We start from the raw sequence: 17,004 nt of genomic DNA on the forward strand, positions 1-17,004 counted from the left end.
CACCCAAGGAGCCAAGCCATGCCCGAGACCCTCATCAAAGTCGATCTGAACGCCCCCGCACCGTCCAACGAAATGGTGCACAACCGCTGGCACCCGGACATCCCGATGGCATGCTGGGTCAACCCCGGTGACGACTTCGTGCTGGAGACCTACGACTGGACCGGCGGCTTCATCCAGAACAACGACAGCGCCGACGACGTGCGCGACATCGACCTCACCACGGTGCACTACCTCAGCGGCCCGGTGGGCGTGAAGGGTGCCCAGCCGGGCGACCTGCTGGTGGTCGAGCTGCTCGACATCGGCGCCAAGGACGACAGCCTGTGGGGCTTCAACGGCTTCTTCAGCAAGAAGAACGGCGGCGGCTTCCTCACCGAGCATTTCCCGCAGGCGCAGAAATCCATCTGGGATTTCCACGGCATGTTCACCACCTCGCGCCACGTGCCGGGCGTGAAGTACGCCGGCCTGATCCACCCGGGGCTGATCGGTTGCCTGCCCGACCCCAAGATGCTGGAGACCTGGAACACGCGCGAGCAGGCGCTGATCGATTCCGACCCGGCCACCAGCGGCCTGGCCAACCCGCCGTTCGCGGGCACCGCCCACATGGGCAAGCTCACCGGCGAGGCCAAGGCCAAGGCCGCCGCCACCGGTGCGCGCACCGTGCCGCCGCGCGAACACGGCGGCAACTGCGACATCAAGGACCTCTCGCGCGGCTCCAAGGTGTTCTTCCCGGTCTACGTGGAAGGCGCGGGCCTCTCGGTGGGCGACCTGCACTTCAGCCAGGGCGACGGCGAGATCACCTTCTGCGGCGCCATCGAGATGGCTGGCTGGGTGCACATGAAGGTGTCCATCATCAAGGACGGCATGGCCAAGTACGGCATCAAGAACCCGATCTTCAAGCCCAGCCCGATCACGCCCACCTACAACGACTACGTGATCTTCGAGGGCATCAGCGTGGACGAGAGCGGCAAGCAGTACTACCTGGACGTGAACGTGGCCTACCGCCAGGCCTGCCTGAACGCCATCGAGTACCTGAAGAAGTTCGGCTACTCGGGCGCGCAGGCCTACTCCATCCTGGGCACGGCGCCGGTGCAGGGCCACATCAGCGGCGTGGTGGACGTGCCCAACGCCTGCGCCACGCTGTGGCTGCCCACGCAGATCTTCGACTTCGACATCAACCCCAACGCGAGCGGCCCGATCAAGCACCTCGACGGCTCGGTGGTGATGCCGCTCTCACCGGACCTGTAAGACGACACCCCCGCGCCGCTTCGCGTCACCCCCTCAAGGGGGCCACACCAACGGCCCGGCAAAGCCGGTTCCGTGGTGTGTGCTGGAGAAGGCACGTCAACCCTGGAGCTGTTATGCCAACCTACGACTACGACTGCCCGTCCTGCGGCGGCTTCGATGCGTTCCGCTCCCTGAGCGAGCGCAACGAACCCGCCTGCTGCCCGGACTGCGGCACCGCCTCGCCGCGCGTGTTCGTGAGCGCGCCGCGCCTGGCGCTCATGGACGGCGGCACGCGAACCGCCATCGGCATCAACGAGCGCGCGCGCCACGAGCCGAAGATGTCGCGCGACTACCAGCGGCTCAAGCACCCGGCGGGCTGCGGCTGTTGCGGCAGTGGGCGCAGCAAGGCGACGGTGACGGCTCCCAACGGCGCCAAGGCCTTCCCGAGCAAGCGCCCTTGGATGATCAGCCACTGACCGTCAGCGGCTGGTCACCACGGGCGGCAGGCGCCGCACCGGTACCGTGATCACCACGGTGCTGTGCTGGTTGCGTTCGCGCACATCGCCATGTGCCTCGATGCGCAAGCCCAGCTCACCGTCGTGGTCGCGCAGTTCCCGCAGCAACGCGGCCACGGGGATGCGGCAGTTCCACGAGCCCATGTCGCGCGGCCCGCAGCTCACCTGATCTCGCAAGCCGGATGGTTTGTCAGGCAGGCGCCGCACGAAGGGAAACACGCTGACCTGCGACAGCGGCTCGGTGGCGATGAAGGTCAGCGTGAGGCCGCTGGATGCCGTGTCCAGCTGGGGGGGTGTCACACCGAAGACGACGAAGGGCGCGTCGTTCTTGAGGTACTGGGTGAGCGCCGGATGGCCGTCCAGCGTCGAGCCCGCGTGGGCCAGCGAGGTCGCGATGGCCGCCAGTGCGATGGCGTGTGCGGTGGGGCGCATGGCTTGATTCTGGTTCGGCATCCAGCTACGTCAATTGACGTATACACCGAGGCCGATGCGCCTTCCACAATGGCCGCCAACCCATTCAACATTCCCTCAGCAAGGTGGTATGGCCATGATGCACGGCGACATTTCCAGCAGCAAGGACACGGTCGGCGTGGCCGTGGTGAACTACAAGATGCCCCGGCTGCACACCAAGGCCGAGGTGCTGGACAACGCGCGCAAGATCGCCGACATGATCGTCGGCATGAAGTCCGGCCTGCCCGGCATGGACCTGGTGATCTTTCCCGAGTACAGCACGCACGGCATCATGTACGACGCCAAGGAGATGTACGACACGGCGGCCACCGTGCCGGGCGCTGAGACCGAGATCTTCGCCGAGGCCTGCCGCAAGGCCAGGGTGTGGGGCGTGTTCTCGCTCACCGGCGAGCAGCACGAGGAACACCCGTACAAGGCACCGTACAACACGCTCATCCTGATGAACGACCGGGGCGAGATCGTGCAGAAGTACCGCAAGATCATGCCCTGGGTGCCCATCGAGGGCTGGTACCCGGGCGACTGCACCTACGTGAGCGAAGGGCCCAAGGGCCTGAAGATCAGCCTCATCATCTGCGACGACGGCAACTACCCCGAGATCTGGCGCGACTGCGCGATGAAGGGCGCCGAGCTCATCGTGCGCTGCCAGGGCTACATGTACCCCGCGAAGGACCAGCAGGTGCTCATGGCCAAGGCCATGGCCTGGGCCAACAACAGCTACGTGGCCGTGGCCAACGCGGCCGGCTGGGACGGCGTGTACAGCTACTTCGGCCACAGCGCCCTGATCGGCTTCGACGGCCGCACGCTGGGCGAATGCGGCGAGGAGGAATACGGCGTGCAGTACGCCGCGCTCTCCACCAGCCTGATCCGCGACTTCCGCAAGAACGCGCAGAGCGAGAACCACCTGTTCAAGCTCCTGCACCGCGGCTACACCGGCATGATCAACTCGCGCGAGGGCGACAAGGGCGCCGCCGCCTGCCCCTACGGCTTCTATGCCAACTGGGTCAACGACCCCGAGGGCACGCAGAAGGCGGTGGAGGCCATCACGCGGCCCATGGTGGGCACCGAGGAGTGCCCGATCGAGGGCATCCCGAACCCGTCCACCGCAGGCCACCGCTGACCGTGGACCCGTTGGCGGACTGGCGCCTCGCGCAGGAGCCCTTCTACCAGCCGGTGGGGCAGGAGATCGCGGCCTTCGAGGCCGCGCGCGCGGCGCGCCTGCCGGTGCTGCTCAAGGGGCCCACGGGTTGCGGCAAGACGCGCTTCGTCGAGCACATGGCCTGGCGCCTGAAGCTGCCGCTGGTGACCGTGGCCTGCCACGAAGACCTGACGGCGGGCGACCTGGCCGGGCGCTGGCTGCTCGACGCGCAAGGCACGCGCTGGATGGACGGGCCGCTCGCGCTGGCCGCGCGGCACGGCGCGCTGTGTTACCTCGACGAACTGCTGGAAGCGCGTTCCGACACCACGGTGCTGCTGCACCCGCTGGCCGACACGCGCCGCGCGCTGCCGCTGGAGCGCCATGGCGAGCTGCTGCCCGCCCACCCCGACTTCCAGCTCGTGGTCAGCTACAACCCGGGTTACCAGGGCCTGCACAAGGGCCTGAAACCGTCCACGCGCCAGCGTTTCGTGGCGCTGGCGTTCGACTACCCCGAGCCCGCCGCCGAGGCCGCCATCGTGGCGCACGAGGGCGGGGTGGACGGTGCGATGGCGCGGCAGCTGGTGCAACTCGCCGCGCGCACGCGCCGCCTGCAGGACCAGGGCCTGGAGGAGGGCGCGTCCACGCGCATGCTGGTGCACGCGGCCCTGCTGGTGCGCGCCGGCCTGCCACCGGCGGCGGCGGCGCTGCAGGCCATTGCCGACCCGCTGAGCGACGACGCGGAGCTGCTCGCCGCCTTGCACGCGCTGGTGCGCGCGAGCTTCTGAGCCTCGCCCTGTGGACGGCCTGATCGCCCGCGTGAGCCACGCACTGTGGGGCCAGCCGCTGCGGGTCGACACGCAGCTGCAACCCCCGGGTGCGGCGGCCCGCGCCGTGCTCACGGGCGATGACGCCACCGGGTGCGTGCTGCACCTGCCGCCACGCGGCGTCACCACGCCCGATTTCGCGCTCGCGGTGGCCGCGCATGCAGCAGCGCACATGCGTTTCGGTGGTCCGCCGCAAAGCCGCCGTGGGCTCAAGCCGGTGCAACAGGCCTTGCTCGGCGCGCTGGAAGACGCGCGCGTGGAGGGGCTCGCGCTGCAGGAGCTGCCCGGCCTGCGCGCCGTGTGGTGGCCGCATCACGCCGGCGCGGCGGCCGCGCGCGGCAGCGGCTTCGACGACCTGCTCGCGCGCCTCTCGGCCGCCCTGCTCGATCTCGCGCACACGGACCCGCACCCGTGGGTCGCTCGGGTGAAGGCGCAGTTCTTCGAGGCCGACGGACGCACCCCGGCCCTGCGCACGGCCGAAGACGTGCGGCGCGCCGCCTCGGTGCTGGGCCACGACATCGGCCAGATGCGCCTGCCGTTCAATCCGCGCACCTACGCGGTGCACGCCGCCTACCGCGACGACAACAGCCACCTCTGGTTGCCCGACGACACGCTGCCGCCGTCCGACGCGGTGCTGGCGCAGGCGACCGGGCCGGCGGGCGCGGACGGCGCGCCGGTGGGGGGCGACACGCCGCAGGCCGCGCGCGAACCGACGGTGGCGGTGCACGCCGAGTGGGACCACCGCATCGGCCGCTACCGGCCCGACTGGTGCAGCGTGCAGGCGCCCGCGCCGGCATGGGAGGGCCGGCCCTGGCTGCCCGATGCGCAGGCCCCGGCGCGCCGCCTCGTGCTGCGGCTGGCCCGCGTGCCGGGCCGGCTGGAGAGCCTGGGCGGGCGTTCGGCCAGCGGTGAGCACCTGCACGCGGCGGCGCTGGTCGATGCCTGGGCGGACCTGCGCGCCGGGCGCACGCCCGATGCGCGCGTGCACCTTCGACAGGGCCGGCCTCTGCCGCCGCTGGCGGTGCTGATGCTGCTGGACGCCTCGGCCTCCACCGCCCGCGGCCTGGCCCTGGTGGACATGCAGCAGGCCGCCACGGCCACCGCACTGGCCTTGCAGCGCCTGGGCCATCGCAGCGCCCTGTGGGCGTTCTCCAGCCAGGGCCGGCACCGGGTGCAGATGCCCTGCCTCAAGGCCTGGGACGACCGGGCGGCGCCAGCTGCGCCCGCGCTGCGCGGTGAAGGCTCCACCCGCATGGGCGCCGCGCTGCGCCATGGGCTGTGGCTGTCGGCCGGCGATGCGCGCCGGCACCCGGTGCACCGGCGCGTGATCGTGCTGCTGACCGACGGTGAACTGCACGACGTGGACGTGCACGACCCCGCCTACCTGCCGGCCGATCTGCGGCGCGCGGCCCGGGAGGCCCAGGCGTTGGGGGTGGCGGTGCGTGCCCTGGTGTTCGGCTCGGGCCCGGCGGACGCGCTCGACGCGGCGCTGGGTCGAGGCCACGGGATCGGGGTGCGCGAGCCGTCGGCATGGCCGGGGGCGATCTGCCGCGCGCTCGCCAGGTTGCCGACCTAGGGTTTGTTGGGTGGTTTACCCCCAGGGGGTATTCTTGACAGCAACGCGGCCAGCGCCTTCAATGGGGCTTTCGTCCCCTGGAGATGTCCATGCGCCTCGTTGTCCTGTGCTCGTTCGCCGTTGCCGCCCTGATGCCCATCGCTTCCTTTGCCGAGGGGCCGAGCTGCAACGCGGCGGCCGCCGAGAAGAAGCTGGCCGGTGCGGCCAAGACCTCGTTCCTGAAGAAATGCACGAAGGACGCGGCGGCCAGCTGCGACATGGCGGCGGCCGAGAAGAAGCTGGCGGGTGCCGCGAAGACCAGCTTCAACAAGAAGTGCAACCGGGACGCCGTGGGCTGAGCCGTGCCGCCGGCCGGCGTCAGAGGCCGGTGAGTTCCGCGTAAGCCCGCCGCGTGGGCGGGGCCACCGCCGCCAGCACCTGGTCGTGCCGGGTCTGGTGGCGCCGCAGCAGGCGCGCCGAGGCGATGCCGCGCGAGCGGCAGAACCAGTGGCAGGTGTGTTGCATCAGGAACAGTTCGGCCGTCAGGGTGAAGGCCTTGTCGCGCGGTGACTGGTTCGCGTGGTTGGCGGCGGCGTCGGCGATGCCTTTGGCGTGGATGCGGAAGGCCTCGCGCAGGTCGAAGCTGGCGCCGGGCCACCAGCGTTCCGCCCAGGGCAGGGCGATGGGCAGCGTGCTCACGCGCGCGGCGGCCGCATCGACCTTGGCGAAATCCTGCGTGAAGCGGTTGAACTGGCTGACGATGCTGAATTCGGCCGCCACCAGCAGCTCCCAGATCCGTTCGCGGCGAAAGTCGTCGGTTTCTCCCAGCGCGCGCAGGTAGCCCTGGGTGAGTTTTTCCATCATGGCTTCGATCTGGTACTGGCCCAGGTGCTGACTCAGCAGCGCGATGCGCTTTTTCTGTTCTTGCGAGTTGAGGAAGGCGAGGCCGGCGAGAACGGCGAACACCAGGATCAGGATGTCCATGGAGGGAATTTCGGGCGGAGGGAAAGGACGCCAGTGTAGGATGCCCAAACGGCGGCGGGGATGCGAGAATGACTTCCCCGTGACGCCACGCCTTTGCCACCCATGCCCCATCACCTTCCGCTGATCATTGCCGCCGCCGTCGGGTGGGCCGCCTGCCTGACGGGCATCGCCTGGATCGCGTCGGCCTGGCTCGGGCGCGCACTCTCCATCGCCGAGACGGTGTTGCTCGGTGGCATGCTGGGCGTGGTGGTGGCGGTGATCGTGCAGGCGCGCCTGCAGCGCCAGCGCCGCAAGCTCGACGACATGCGCGACTCCGCGCTCTGGTGAACAGGCCCTAGTCGGGCACCACCGCCGTCACTTCGATCTCCACCTTGGCGCGCGCTTCCATGAGCGCGCTGACTTCCACGCAGGTCATGGCCGGGAAGTTGCGGCCCATCACCTCGCGGTAGACCTCACCGAGCTCGCGCAGGCGCGCGTTGTATTCCACCCGGTCGATCACGTACCAGGTCATGCGCACCATGTGCTGCGGGCCGGCCTCGGCGCAGGCGAGCACGTCGCGCACGTTGAGCAAGGTCTGGCGCGTCTGGGCGATGAAGTCGTCGCTCTCGAACACCTGGGCGGCGTTCCAGCCGATCTGGCCGCCGACGAAAACGTGGGTGCCGCGCGCGGCGATGCCGTTGGCGTAGCCCTTGGGGGCGGCCCAGCCGGGCGGTTGCAGGTGCTTCATCATGGGGTGGACTCTCGATGTTGTTGGGCTTGCTGGCGCAGCGCGAAGCGCTGCAGCTTGCCGGTTTCGGTGCGCGGGAGCTGGCTCACGAAGACCACCTCGCGCGGGTATTTGTAAGGCGCCATGTTCTGTTTCACGTGCTCCTGCAAGGCCTTGACCTGCGCAGCGTCGGCGGCCTCGCCGGGCTTGAGCACCACATAGGCCAGCACGATCTGGCCGCGCTCCTCGTCGGCCTTGCCGACCACGCCGCACTCGGCCACGGCCGGGTGCTGCAGCAGCGCGGCTTCCACCTCGGGGCCGGCCACGTTGTAACCGGCGGTGATGATCATGTCGTCGGTGCGGGCCTGGTAGAAGAAGTAGCCGTCGGCGTCCTGGCGGAAGGCGTCGCCGGGGAAGTTCCAGCCGTCCCGGACGTACTGCGTCTGGCGCGGCTCGTCGAGGTACTTGCAGCCGGTCGGGCCGATCACGGCGAGCTTGCCGACCTCGCCCACGGGCAGGGGGCGGCCCTCGTCGTCCACCACGCGCGCTTCGTAGCCTGGCACCACCCGCCCGATCGCGCCGCGGCGCACCGCCTCGGGCGGCGAGGAGATGAAGATGTGGAACATCTCGGTGGCGCCGATGCCGTCGAGCATCTCCAGCCCGGTGGCTTCCTTCCAGAGCTGGCGCGTGGCGTCGGGCAGGCCCTCGCCGGCGCTCACGCTGATGCGCAACCGGCCGATGCCGTGCTGGCGCGCGAACGCCGCCATCTGGCGGTAGAAGGTGGGCGCGGTGTAGCAGATGGTGGCGCCGACGCGCCCGATCAGCTGCACCATGGCCTCGGGCGTGTAGGGGATGGACGGGAAGTACACCGAGGCGCCGGCCCACATGGGGAAGACCAGCAGGCCGCCCAGGCCGAAGGTGAAAGCCAGCGGCGGCGAACCCATGACGATGTCGTCGGGCGTGGCGCGCAGCACGTGGCGCGGCCAGGTCTCGCAGGCGGCGAGCACGTCGCGGTGGGTGTGCACCGCGGCCTTGGGCGTGCCGGTGGTGCCCGAGGTGAAGGCCAGCAGCGCGATGTCGGTGGCGGCGGTGGGGCAGGGCGTGCCGTGCTCGCACTGGCGCCGCGCCAGGGCTTCGAGCGCGTGCGGCGCTTCCCCTTCGGCCGTGTTGAAGGTCAGCAGCTTCATGCCCGCCATGGCGGGGTCGGCGGCGAGCGCCGCCTTGAGCTCGTCCTGCAGTTTCACGTCGCACAGCGCCACCGAGGGCTGGGCCTTGGTGAGGATGGCGCCGAGCTCCTTCGCGCGCAGCAGCGGCATGGTGGCCACCGCGATCAGGCCGGCCTGCACCGTGCCCAGCCAGGCCAGCGCCATGGCCACCGAGTTGCCGCCACGCAGCAGCACGCGGTTGCCGGGCACCAGGCCCAGCTCGACCGTGAGCGCGTTGGCGATGCGGTTCACCTCGATCTGTGCCTGGGCGTAGGTCAGGGTGCGCTCGTCGCTGCGGAACAGCGGGCGGTCGCCGTGTCCCGCCTCGACGGCGCGCTGGAACAGCGCCTGCACCGCGTTGACCTGCGCGGGCAGCAGCAGCTCGGGCCGGTCGAAGCGCAGCTCCGGCCACTGCCCGGGCGGCGGCAGGTGGTCGTGCACGAAGTGGTCGGGCTGAGCGGACGGGATGGCGATCTTGTTCATCTCAATGCGGCTTTGCCAAGGATCAACAGCTGAACCTCGCTCGCACCTTCGTAGATGCGCAGCGAGCGGATGTCGCGGTACAGGCTCTCCACCTTCTGGCCCACCTGCACGCCGCGCCCGCCGAACATCTGCAGCGCCATGTCGATCACGCGCTGCGCGTTTTCGGTGGCGGTGAGCTTGGCGGTGGCCGCGGCCGTGGTGTAGGCCGGCGTGCCCGCGCCTTGCGTGGCGCTGCAGTCGCGTTGCCAGGCGGCGCGGTAGGTGAGCAGGGCGGCGGCGTCGATCAGCGCGCTCATCTCACCAAGCCGGGCCTGGGTGAGCTGGAAGTCGGCCAGGGTCTGGCCGAACATCTTGCGTTGCTTCGCGTGCGCCACCGCTTCGGCGAACGCGCGCCGCGCCATGCCCAGGGCGGCGGCGGCGACCGAGGCGCGGAAGATGTCCAGCGTCTGCATGGCGAGCTTGAAGCCGCCGTGCAAGGTGCCGACCAGGGCATCGGGGCCGATGGCGCAGCCGTCGAAGCGCAGCGTGGCCAGCGGGTGCGGCGCCATCACGTGGATGTGTTCGCTGCTGTCCAGGCCGGGCTGCTTTGCATCGACGATGAAGGCGCTGATGCCGCGCGCGCCGGCGTCGGGGTCGGTCTTGGCGAAGACGACGTAGAAGTCGGCCAGGTCGCCGTTGCTGATCCAGGTCTTGCTGCCCTGCAGCGTCCAGCCGCCCGCGGTTTGCTCGGCGCGCGTGGCCATGGCGGCCACGTCGGAGCCGGCCTCGGGCTCGCTGAGCGCGAAGGCGGCGATCTTCTGGCCGGTGGCGACCGCGTTCAGGTAGCGGGCCTTCTGGGCCGGGGTGCCGGCGAGCGTGAGGGCGCCGCTGCCCAGGCCCTGCATGGCGAAGGCGAAGTCGGCCAGGGGTGAATGAAAGGCCAGGGTCTCGCGCAGGATCACCAGCGAGCGCGAATCGAGCGAGGGCAGCGCGCCGCCGTGCGCCGCCGGCACGCAGTAGCGCAGCCAGCCGTCCTGGCCCAGGCGCGCCACCCAGTCGCGGCACGCGGCGCGGTCGTCGGTTTCGTCGATGTCCTGCATGGACGCCCAATCGGCCAGGCGCGGTGCCATGTCGCGGTGATGGGCATCGAAGAAGGGCAGTTCCCATTGCGCTTGCGGCGGGCGCAGGTCGTGCGGGTGTTCAAAGGCGACCATGTCAGTCGCCTTCAAAAACAGGTCGCTGCTTGGCCGCGAAGGCCTCGTAGGCGCGGCGGAAGTCCTGCGTCTGCATGCAGATGGCCTGGGCCTGGGCCTCGGCTTCGATCGCCTGGTCCAGCGTCATGGCCCATTCCTGGTGCAGCATGGTCTTGGTCATGCCGTGCGCGAAGGTCGGGCCCTGCGCGAGCTGCGCGGCGAGCTTGTGCGCGGCGGGCAGCAGCGCGGCGCTGTCGTGCAGTGCGTTGAAGAAGCCCCAGGCGTGGCCTTCGGCGGCGCTCATGGCGCGGCCGGTGAACAGCAGCTCGCTGGCGCGGCCCTGGCCGATCATGCGCGGCAGCAGGGCGCAGGCGCCCATGTCGGCGCCCGCGAGGCCGACGCGGGTGAACAGGAAGGCGGTGTTCGTCTGCGGCGTGCCCAGGCGCAGGTCGGACGCCAGGGCCATCATCGCGCCGGCACCGGCGCACACGCCGTCGATGGCGGCCACGATGGGTTGCGGGCAGGCGCGCATGGCGCTCACCAGCGCCCCGGTCATGCGCGTGAAGGCCAGCAGCTCGGGCATGCTCATCTTCGTGAGCGGGCCGATGATCTCGTGCACGTCACCGCCCGAGCAGAAGTTGTCGCCCGCGCCGGTCAGCACCACGGCGCGGATGTCGGTCGCCTTCTGCAGGCCCAGGAACCAGTCGCGCAGCTCGGCGTAGGAGTCGAAGGTCAGCGGGTTCTTGCGCTCGGGCCGGTTGAGCGTGACGGTGGCGACGCCGTCGTCGGTCACGCTGAGCGCGAAATGCATCGGCGCCGGCGTGGCCTTGGGGCCGTACTGGCTGCGCATCGGGTTGTGGTCGGGGATGGGGTGTTTCATTCTTCGTCGATGCGTTGGTTGAGTTCGAGCTGGTGCTGTTTCACCTTGCCGAGCAGCTTGTGCAGGCTGTCCAGGTCGCGCGGGCTCAGGCCCTCGAAGGCCTCGACGATCCAGCTCTCGTGCTGCTGGGCCATCTCGGCGAAACTGGCGCGGCCGTGGGGCGTGAGGCGCACGCGGAAGGCGCGCCGGTCGCCGTCCACGCCCATGCGCTCCACCAGGCCTTCGTTGACGAGCTGGTCGGTGATGCCGGTGACGTTGCCGCCCGTGACCATGAGCCGGTGCGAGAGCTCCTTCATCTTCAGCCCGTCCGGGTGGCGTTCGAGCTGGGCCATGAGGTCGAAGCGCGGCAGCGTGGTGTCAAACTGCTCGCGCAGGCCGGCGCGCACGCGCTTCTCGATCAGTTGCGAGCAGGTCAGCAGCCGCAGCCACAGGCGCAGTTCGTGCGCGTGTTCGCTGTGGGCGCGGGCTTCGAGGTCGAGCATGGCTGGGTTCATGGCGTGGGTGTGTTGAGGGCTTGCTGGCGGGCGATCTCGCGGTAGAGCTGGTCGCGCCCGCTCTCGTAGGGGCGCGGCCATTCGATGGCGCGGGTCTGCAGTTTGGCGGCCTCGTGCAGCGTCCAGGCCGGGTCGGCGAGGTGCGGGCGCGCCACGGCGCAGAGGTCGGCGCGGCCGGCCGCGATGATGCTGTTGGCGTGGTCGGCTTCGGTGATCGCGCCCACCGCCATGGTGAGGATGCCGGCTTCGTTGCGCACGCGGTCGGCGAACGGCGTCTGGTACATGCGGCCGTACACCGGCTTGGCGGCGCGCGTGGTCTGGCCCGAGGAGACGTCGATCAGGTCGCAGCCGGCGGCCTTGAACAGGCGCGCGATCTCGACCGCGTCGTCGGGCGTGTTGCCGCCCGGTGCCCAGTCGTGCGCCGAGATGCGCACGCTGAAGGGCTTGTCGGCCGGCCACACGGCGCGCATGGCGGCAAACACCTCCAGCGGGTAGCGGCAGCGGTTGGCCAGCGAGCCGCCGTATTCGTCGGTGCGCTGGTTGGTGAGCGGGGTGATGAAGCTGGACAGCAGGTAGCCATGGGCCGCGTGCAGTTCGAGCCAGTCGAAGCCGGCCGCGGCCGCGCGCTGGGTGGCCGCGACGAAGGCGGCGGTCATGGTGTCCATGTCGGCGCGCGTCATGGCGCGCGGCACCTGGTTGTGCTCGCCGTAGGGCACGGCGCTGGCCGAGAGCAGCGGCCAGTTGCCGCTGGGCAGGGGCTCGTCGATCTGCTCCCAGCCGAGCTGGGTCGAGCCCTTGGCGCCGCTGTGGCCGAGCTGCAGGCCGATCTTGGCGCTGCTGCTGCCGTGCACGAAATCGACGATGCGTTTCAGGCCGGCCTGCTGCGCGTCGTTCCACAGGCCGGGGCAGCCGGGGGTGATGCGGCCTTCGGGCGTGGGGCTGGTCATTTCGACCATCACCAGCGCGGCACCGCCCATGGCGCGAGCGCCCAGGTGGACCAGGTGGTAGTCGCCCACCACGCCGTCGACCGCGCTGTACTGCGCCATCGGCGAGACCACGATGCGGTTCTTGAGCGTGAGGCCGCGCACCGTCAGCGGCAGCAGCATGGGGGGCGTTGGGTGCTTCTTCACCGGCACGCCGGGTTTCGCCTGGCTTTCAAGCCAGGCCTCGTAGCCTTCGAGCCACTTGGCGTCGCGCAGGCGCAGGTTCTCGTGGCTGATGCGCTGGCTGCGCGTGAGCAGCGAGTAGGCGAACTGCTCGACTTCCATGCCGGTGTAGCGGTCCACGTTCTCGAACCACTCGGTGGAGTTGCGCGCGGCGTTCTGGATCTTGAGCACCTCGACGCTGCGACGCGCCTCGTAGCCTTGCAGCACCTCGGCCACATCGGCGTTTGCGTGGCGCGAGAACTCGTCGGCCAGATCGATCGCGTCTTCGAGCGCGAGCTTGGTGCCGCTGCCGATGGAGAAGTGCGCGGTGTGCGCGGCGTCGCCCATGAGCACGATGGGGGTCTTGCGGCCGGCGATGTCTTGCCAGCGCACCCAGGTGTGGCAGATCACGCGCGGGAAGCGGATCCAGATCGCCGAGCCGCGCAGGTGCGAGGCGTTGCTGATGAGGGCGTGGCCGTCGAGGTAGGGTGCGAAGAGTTTTTCGCAGAAGGCCACGCCGTCTTCCTGGCTCATCTGGTCGATGCCGTGCGCCTTCCAGACTTCCTCGGGCGTCTCCACGATGAAGGTGGAGGTCTCGCCGTCGAACTTGTAGGCGTGCGCCTGGAACCAGCCGTGCTCGGTCTGCACGAAGGCGAAGGTGAAGGCGTCGAAGGTCTTTTGGGTGCCGAGCCAGACGAAGCGGCATTGCCGGGTGTCGATATCGGGCTGGAAGGTGTCGGCGTAGCGCGTGCGGATGCGGCTGTTGAGGCCGTCGCTGGCGATCACCAGGTCGGCCTCGTACTGTGCGGCGAGCGCCTGGTCGTCGGTCACATCGGTCTCGAACACCAGGTTCACGCCCAGCGCCAGGCAGCGCTCCTGCAGGATGTTGAGCAGCTTCTTGCGGCCGATGCCGCAGAAGCCGTGGCCGCCCGAGCGCACCCGGCCGCCCTTGAAGAAGACCTCGATGTCGTCCCAGTGGTTGAAGGCCTCGCCGATCAGGGCGGCCGACTCGGGGTCGGCCTCGCGCAGGTTGCCCAGCGTCTGGTCCGACAGCACCACGCCCCAGCCGAAGGTGTCGAACGGCCGGTTGCGCTCGACCACCGTGACGGTGAGCGAGGGATCGCGCCGCTTCATCAGCAGGGCGAAATACAGGCCCGCCGGCCCCCCACCGATGCACAGGATGCGCCGCAGCGCTGGAACGGGTGTTTTCATACCTAATTAGTTTAGGTTTAAAATATACAACTCCAATCGGGTAAACCCGTAGCCCATTCGGCTGCGGCGACGCCCGGGCCATGCGTCCTACATCCCACGGGACGTTCTTCCTACAAATCCTCTGGTTTTCCAGGGCGTGTCGGTGCAAGAATGGCCTTACCTCACCACCCCCGGAGGCACTCATGTCTGTGTATCGATTCAAGTCCCGCGAAACGGGCGACCTCGTCATGCTGCAGCAGCATGGCCAACGCATGCTCGAGATCCTGGGCAAGCGCTTGTCGGGTCCGGGCATCATCCAGCCCAGCGAAATGGATGCGGCGGTGCAGAAGATCCGCGCAGCGGTGGCGGCGGACGATGCGGCCCGACAGAAGCACCCACCGGAAGAGAAGGGCGATCACGAGGAACTGCCGCACGATCCCGTGAGCCTTCGCATGCGCGCCGCACCGTTCATCGAGATGCTGGAGCGGTGCGAGAAGGCGAACGTGGAGATCGTCTGGGGGGTGTGAGGGGGAACTCCCCCCTGCGCCGCTGCGCGGCTTCCCCCCTCTGTGGCGCGCCTTCGGCGCTTCGAGGGGGACGGCATCTCGGGCCGGCGGAGCCGGACCCTGGATGCCTCTGGAGCGGGCACTTCTTTCGCTGCGGGTGTCTTCAGTCCACCCGTGCCCCTGACGCCTTGACCACGCCGGCCCACTTGGTGGTTTCCGCGTCGATGAGGCGCGCGAATTCGGCCGGGGTGTTGCCGCCCGGAATGGCGCCCTGGGCGAGCAGGCGCTCTTTCACCGCCGGCAGGTTCAGGGCCTTGGTGGTTTCCTGCTGCAGCCGGCTCACCACCTCGGGCGGTGTGCCCGCCGGGGCCAGCAGGCCGAACCACGAACTGGCCTCGAATCCGGGCAGCTTGCCGGCCTCGGCGACGGTGGGCACGTCGGGCAGGGCCGCTGAGCGCACCGCGCTGGTCACCGCGAACGCCTTGAGGTTGCCGGCCTGGATGTGCGCCATGGCCGAAGGCAGGTTGTCGAACATCACGTCGACCGAGCCCGCCAGCAGGTCGGCCAGCGCCGGCCCGGAACCGCGGTAGGGAATGTGCGTCATGAAGATGCCGTTGCGCGACTTGAACAGCTCGCCCGCCAGGTGGATGGAGGTGCCGTTGCCGCTGGACGCCATGTTCAGCCGGCCCGGGTTGGCTTTGGCGTAGCGCACGAAATCGGCCACGCTGGTGATGCCCAGCGCCTGCGCGCGCTTGGTGCCCATCACCATCACATTGGGCACACCGGCCACCAGGGTGATCGGCGCGAAGTCCTTTTGCGGGTCGTAGGGCAGCTTGTCGTAGAGCGCCTTGTTGATGCCGTGCGTGCCGACTGTGCCCATGAGCAAGGTGTAACCGTCGCCCGGCGACTTGGCCACCACCTCGGCGCCGATGTTGCCGCCGGCCCCGGCGCGGTTCTCGACCACGAAGGACTGGCCCAGCGCCTTGCTGAGTTCGGGGGCCAGCACGCGGGCCAGGATGTCGGTGGTGCCGCCCGGCGCGAACGGCACGACGATGCGCACCGGCTTGTTCGGCCACCCGGCCTGTGCCCACCCGAGGCCTGGCAGGCCCAGGGCGGCGGTGGTGGCGGCCAGGGCCCGCAGCTGGCGGCGGCGCGAGGCGGAAAACGGTGGGCTGTCCATGCGATGTCTCCTTGGGTGGCAAAAAGAAAAGCCGCCCGAGGGCGGCTTGCATGGAGCCGCCCTTTCGGGCGTGCGGCACGAGATCAGTCGGCGTACTGGCCGGCGCCGTCGATGGCGGTCTTGAGCTTGGTGATTTCGCTCGCCACGAAGGCCTTGTGGCCGGCTTGCGTGACGCGGTTGTCGGTCACCACGATGGCGCCCAGGTCGATCTGGCTCTTGATGAAGGCCGGGTCCTTCAGGGCCACCTGCAGGGCTTCGTTGAGTTTCTTGGCGACGTCGGGCGGCGTGCCCTTGGGCGCGTACAGACCGTGCCAGATGGTCAGGTTGAAGTCCTTGAGACCCATTTCCTGCAGCGTCGGGTAGTCCTTGAGCAGCTTGTGGTTGTCCAGGCGCTTGGCGGTGGTGACGGCGAAGGCCTTCACGCGGCCGGCTTCGATCTGCGAGGTGGTGTTGGTGGTCTGGTCGCACATCACATCGACGTTGCCGCCGATGAGGTCGTTCATGGCCGGTGCGGTGCCGCCATAGGGGATGGTGGTCAGGGACTTGTCGAGCTTCATGGCCGATTGCCACATCAGGCCGCAGATGTGCGACGCGGAACCCAGACCGGCATGGGCCAGGTTGAGCTTGCCGCCGTTGGCGCGGATGTAGGCCTCGAAGTCGCGGTAGGTGTTGGCGTTGAGCTTGTTGCTGCCCAGCAGGGTCATGGGCACGTCGTTGATCGCGCCCAGGTACTCGAAGTCTTCGAGCGGCTTGAAGGTCTGCTTGCGGTACAGGCTGGTGGTGGCGGCCATGCCGATGTGCCAGACCAGCAGGGTGTAGCCGTCCGGGGCGGCGCGGGCCACCTTGGTGGCGCCGATGGTGCCGCCAGCGCCGGCCGCGTTTTCCACCACGATGTTGGCGCCACCCAGGGGCTTGCGCATGGCTTCGGCGAGGCGGCGCGCCACCAGGTCGGTCGGGCCGCCGGCAGCGAAGGGCACCACGAAGGAGATGGGCTTGTTGGGGAAGCCCTGCGCGAAGGCGCCTGACGACATGCTTGCAGCGAGGACCGCCAGGGCGAGGATCTTCTTCATACGATGCTCCTTGAGAAGAGGTTGATTACCGGGCGATCGTAGCCCCGCCATCCGTTGTCCGTATCGCGGAAATTACTTAGCTTCGGGCCGGGGAAAACCCTGGTTGGTGGACTTTTGGCGTCAGTTTGGCGTCAGTTCCGGGACTTTCCCGCTTACTGGTAGCTGCGCGCGTCCTCGATCACCTTGCCGTCGTTGGGCAGGGAGCCGGGGGGAACCAGCTCGACCTGGGCGCGCAGCTTGGTGACCTCGCGCACGGCGGCCTCG

18 protein-coding genes are annotated in these 17,004 nt (G+C 69.4%); 8 read left to right on the forward strand and 10 right to left on the reverse strand.

All coding sequences use genetic code 11. The annotated features are described in order from the left end of the window. Positions 1-18: 18 nt before the first annotated feature. Together fmdA and AC07ZS_RS27800 are read left to right on the forward strand one after the other, a co-directional pair. Positions 19-1,245, forward strand: a complete 1,227-nt coding sequence (gene fmdA, locus AC07ZS_RS27795; RefSeq protein WP_494801679.1) for a formamidase — start codon at positions 19-21, stop codon at positions 1,243-1,245. A gap of 113 nt (positions 1,246-1,358) precedes the next feature. Further along, entirely contained in the window at positions 1,359-1,700 is a 342-nt protein-coding gene (locus tag AC07ZS_RS27800) for an FmdB family zinc ribbon protein (RefSeq protein WP_494801680.1), read from the forward strand. A 3-nt stretch (positions 1,701-1,703) separates the two neighbouring features. Here the strand turns inward: AC07ZS_RS27800 and AC07ZS_RS27805 are convergent, their stop codons facing one another. Then, on the reverse strand, positions 1,704-2,171 hold the full coding sequence (locus AC07ZS_RS27805; RefSeq protein ID WP_494801681.1) for a hypothetical protein: 468 nt from the start codon (positions 2,169-2,171) through the stop codon (positions 1,704-1,706). Positions 2,172-2,286: 115 nt separating this feature from the next. On the opposite strand from AC07ZS_RS27805, the gene AC07ZS_RS27810 reads away from it, so the two are divergent. From AC07ZS_RS27810 to AC07ZS_RS27825, 4 genes are all read left to right on the forward strand, one after another. Beyond that, the gene (locus tag AC07ZS_RS27810) at positions 2,287-3,327 is read left to right on the forward strand and encodes an aliphatic amidase (RefSeq protein WP_494801682.1); all 1,041 of its coding nucleotides are present in this window, start codon (positions 2,287-2,289) and stop codon (positions 3,325-3,327) included. A gap of 2 nt (positions 3,328-3,329) precedes the next feature. After that, positions 3,330-4,130 carry a CbbQ/NirQ/NorQ/GpvN family protein gene (locus AC07ZS_RS27815; protein WP_494801683.1) on the forward strand — a complete coding sequence of 267 codons (801 nt, stop codon included), beginning with the start codon at positions 3,330-3,332 and terminating at the stop codon, positions 4,128-4,130. Positions 4,131-4,140: 10 nt separating this feature from the next. After that, entirely contained in the window at positions 4,141-5,745 is a 1,605-nt protein-coding gene (locus AC07ZS_RS27820) for a VWA domain-containing protein (RefSeq protein ID WP_494801684.1), read from the forward strand. A gap of 89 nt (positions 5,746-5,834) precedes the next feature. Next, entirely contained in the window at positions 5,835-6,083 is a 249-nt protein-coding gene (locus AC07ZS_RS27825; RefSeq protein ID WP_494801685.1) for a PsiF family protein, read from the forward strand. 19 nt (positions 6,084-6,102) lie between these two features. Here the strand turns inward: AC07ZS_RS27825 and AC07ZS_RS27830 are convergent, their stop codons facing one another. Then, entirely contained in the window at positions 6,103-6,708 is a 606-nt protein-coding gene (locus tag AC07ZS_RS27830; RefSeq protein WP_494801686.1) for a hypothetical protein, read from the reverse strand. A 102-nt stretch (positions 6,709-6,810) separates the two neighbouring features. On the opposite strand from AC07ZS_RS27830, the gene AC07ZS_RS27835 reads away from it, so the two are divergent. Next, a complete protein-coding gene (locus tag AC07ZS_RS27835) occupies positions 6,811-7,035 on the forward strand; it encodes a hypothetical protein (protein ID WP_494801687.1) in 225 nt (74 codons plus the stop codon). A 7-nt stretch (positions 7,036-7,042) separates the two neighbouring features. Here the strand turns inward: AC07ZS_RS27835 and AC07ZS_RS27840 are convergent, their stop codons facing one another. Genes AC07ZS_RS27840 through AC07ZS_RS27865 form a run of 6 tightly spaced genes read right to left on the reverse strand, consistent with a single transcriptional unit; the run spans position 7,043 to position 14,005 of the window. Continuing rightward, a complete protein-coding gene (locus AC07ZS_RS27840) occupies positions 7,043-7,438 on the reverse strand; it encodes a RidA family protein (protein WP_494801688.1) in 396 nt (131 codons plus the stop codon). Continuing rightward, positions 7,435-9,102, reverse strand: coding sequence for a benzoate-CoA ligase family protein (locus AC07ZS_RS27845; RefSeq protein WP_494801689.1), 1,668 nt, complete (start codon positions 9,100-9,102; stop codon positions 7,435-7,437). The genes AC07ZS_RS27840 and AC07ZS_RS27845 overlap by 4 nt, the downstream gene beginning before the upstream one ends. Beyond that, a complete protein-coding gene (locus AC07ZS_RS27850; protein ID WP_494801690.1) occupies positions 9,099-10,295 on the reverse strand; it encodes an acyl-CoA dehydrogenase family protein in 1,197 nt (398 codons plus the stop codon). Before AC07ZS_RS27850 ends, AC07ZS_RS27845 begins: the two co-directional genes overlap by 4 nt. Position 10,296: 1 nt before the next feature. Continuing rightward, positions 10,297-11,154, reverse strand: a complete 858-nt coding sequence (locus AC07ZS_RS27855) for an enoyl-CoA hydratase family protein (RefSeq protein WP_494801691.1) — start codon at positions 11,152-11,154, stop codon at positions 10,297-10,299. After that, positions 11,151-11,648 carry a MarR family winged helix-turn-helix transcriptional regulator gene (locus tag AC07ZS_RS27860; protein WP_494801692.1) on the reverse strand — a complete coding sequence of 166 codons (498 nt, stop codon included), beginning with the start codon at positions 11,646-11,648 and terminating at the stop codon, positions 11,151-11,153. Before AC07ZS_RS27860 ends, AC07ZS_RS27855 begins: the two co-directional genes overlap by 4 nt. Continuing rightward, entirely contained in the window at positions 11,645-14,005 is a 2,361-nt protein-coding gene (locus AC07ZS_RS27865; RefSeq protein ID WP_494801693.1) for a bifunctional salicylyl-CoA 5-hydroxylase/oxidoreductase, read from the reverse strand. The genes AC07ZS_RS27860 and AC07ZS_RS27865 overlap by 4 nt, the downstream gene beginning before the upstream one ends. A 182-nt stretch (positions 14,006-14,187) precedes the next feature. Here AC07ZS_RS27865 and AC07ZS_RS27870 point away from each other — a divergent pair, with 182 nt between their 5' ends. Then, a complete protein-coding gene (locus AC07ZS_RS27870; RefSeq protein WP_494801694.1) occupies positions 14,188-14,511 on the forward strand; it encodes a DUF1840 domain-containing protein in 324 nt (107 codons plus the stop codon). 142 nt (positions 14,512-14,653) lie between these two features. Here the strand turns inward: AC07ZS_RS27870 and AC07ZS_RS27875 are convergent, their stop codons facing one another. Continuing rightward, positions 14,654-15,670 (reverse strand): Bug family tripartite tricarboxylate transporter substrate binding protein, encoded by a 1,017-nt coding sequence (locus tag AC07ZS_RS27875; protein ID WP_494801695.1) that lies wholly within the window; start codon positions 15,668-15,670, stop codon positions 14,654-14,656. A gap of 83 nt (positions 15,671-15,753) precedes the next feature. Next, positions 15,754-16,740, reverse strand: a complete 987-nt coding sequence (locus tag AC07ZS_RS27880) for a tripartite tricarboxylate transporter substrate-binding protein (RefSeq protein WP_494801696.1) — start codon at positions 16,738-16,740, stop codon at positions 15,754-15,756. Between the last annotated feature and the right edge of the window lie 264 nt (positions 16,741-17,004).

Source organism: Hydrogenophaga sp. GW456-12-10-14-TSB4, assembly GCF_059424305.1.

Bases quoted from the DNA above. Each gene is read 5' to 3' on its own strand.
- fmdA (WP_494801679.1), top strand. From the start codon at position 19: ATGCCCGAGACCCTCATCAAAGTCGATCTGAACGCCCCCGCACCGTCC.
- AC07ZS_RS27800 (WP_494801680.1), top strand. From the start codon at position 1,359: ATGCCAACCTACGACTACGACTGCCCGTCCTGCGGCGGCTTCGATGCG.
- AC07ZS_RS27805 (WP_494801681.1), bottom strand. From the start codon at position 2,171: ATGCGCCCCACCGCACACGCCATCGCACTGGCGGCCATCGCGACCTCG.
- AC07ZS_RS27810 (WP_494801682.1), top strand. From the start codon at position 2,287: ATGATGCACGGCGACATTTCCAGCAGCAAGGACACGGTCGGCGTGGCC.
- AC07ZS_RS27825 (WP_494801685.1), top strand. From the start codon at position 5,835: ATGCGCCTCGTTGTCCTGTGCTCGTTCGCCGTTGCCGCCCTGATGCCC.
- AC07ZS_RS27830 (WP_494801686.1), bottom strand. From the start codon at position 6,708: ATGGACATCCTGATCCTGGTGTTCGCCGTTCTCGCCGGCCTCGCCTTC.
- AC07ZS_RS27835 (WP_494801687.1), top strand. From the start codon at position 6,811: ATGCCCCATCACCTTCCGCTGATCATTGCCGCCGCCGTCGGGTGGGCC.
- AC07ZS_RS27840 (WP_494801688.1), bottom strand. From the start codon at position 7,438: ATGATGAAGCACCTGCAACCGCCCGGCTGGGCCGCCCCCAAGGGCTAC.
- AC07ZS_RS27845 (WP_494801689.1), bottom strand. From the start codon at position 9,102: ATGAACAAGATCGCCATCCCGTCCGCTCAGCCCGACCACTTCGTGCAC.
- AC07ZS_RS27850 (WP_494801690.1), bottom strand. From the start codon at position 10,295: ATGGTCGCCTTTGAACACCCGCACGACCTGCGCCCGCCGCAAGCGCAA.
- AC07ZS_RS27855 (WP_494801691.1), bottom strand. From the start codon at position 11,154: ATGAAACACCCCATCCCCGACCACAACCCGATGCGCAGCCAGTACGGC.
- AC07ZS_RS27860 (WP_494801692.1), bottom strand. From the start codon at position 11,648: ATGAACCCAGCCATGCTCGACCTCGAAGCCCGCGCCCACAGCGAACAC.
- AC07ZS_RS27865 (WP_494801693.1), bottom strand. From the start codon at position 14,005: ATGAAAACACCCGTTCCAGCGCTGCGGCGCATCCTGTGCATCGGTGGG.
- AC07ZS_RS27870 (WP_494801694.1), top strand. From the start codon at position 14,188: ATGTCTGTGTATCGATTCAAGTCCCGCGAAACGGGCGACCTCGTCATG.
- AC07ZS_RS27875 (WP_494801695.1), bottom strand. From the start codon at position 15,670: ATGGACAGCCCACCGTTTTCCGCCTCGCGCCGCCGCCAGCTGCGGGCC.
- AC07ZS_RS27880 (WP_494801696.1), bottom strand. From the start codon at position 16,740: ATGAAGAAGATCCTCGCCCTGGCGGTCCTCGCTGCAAGCATGTCGTCA.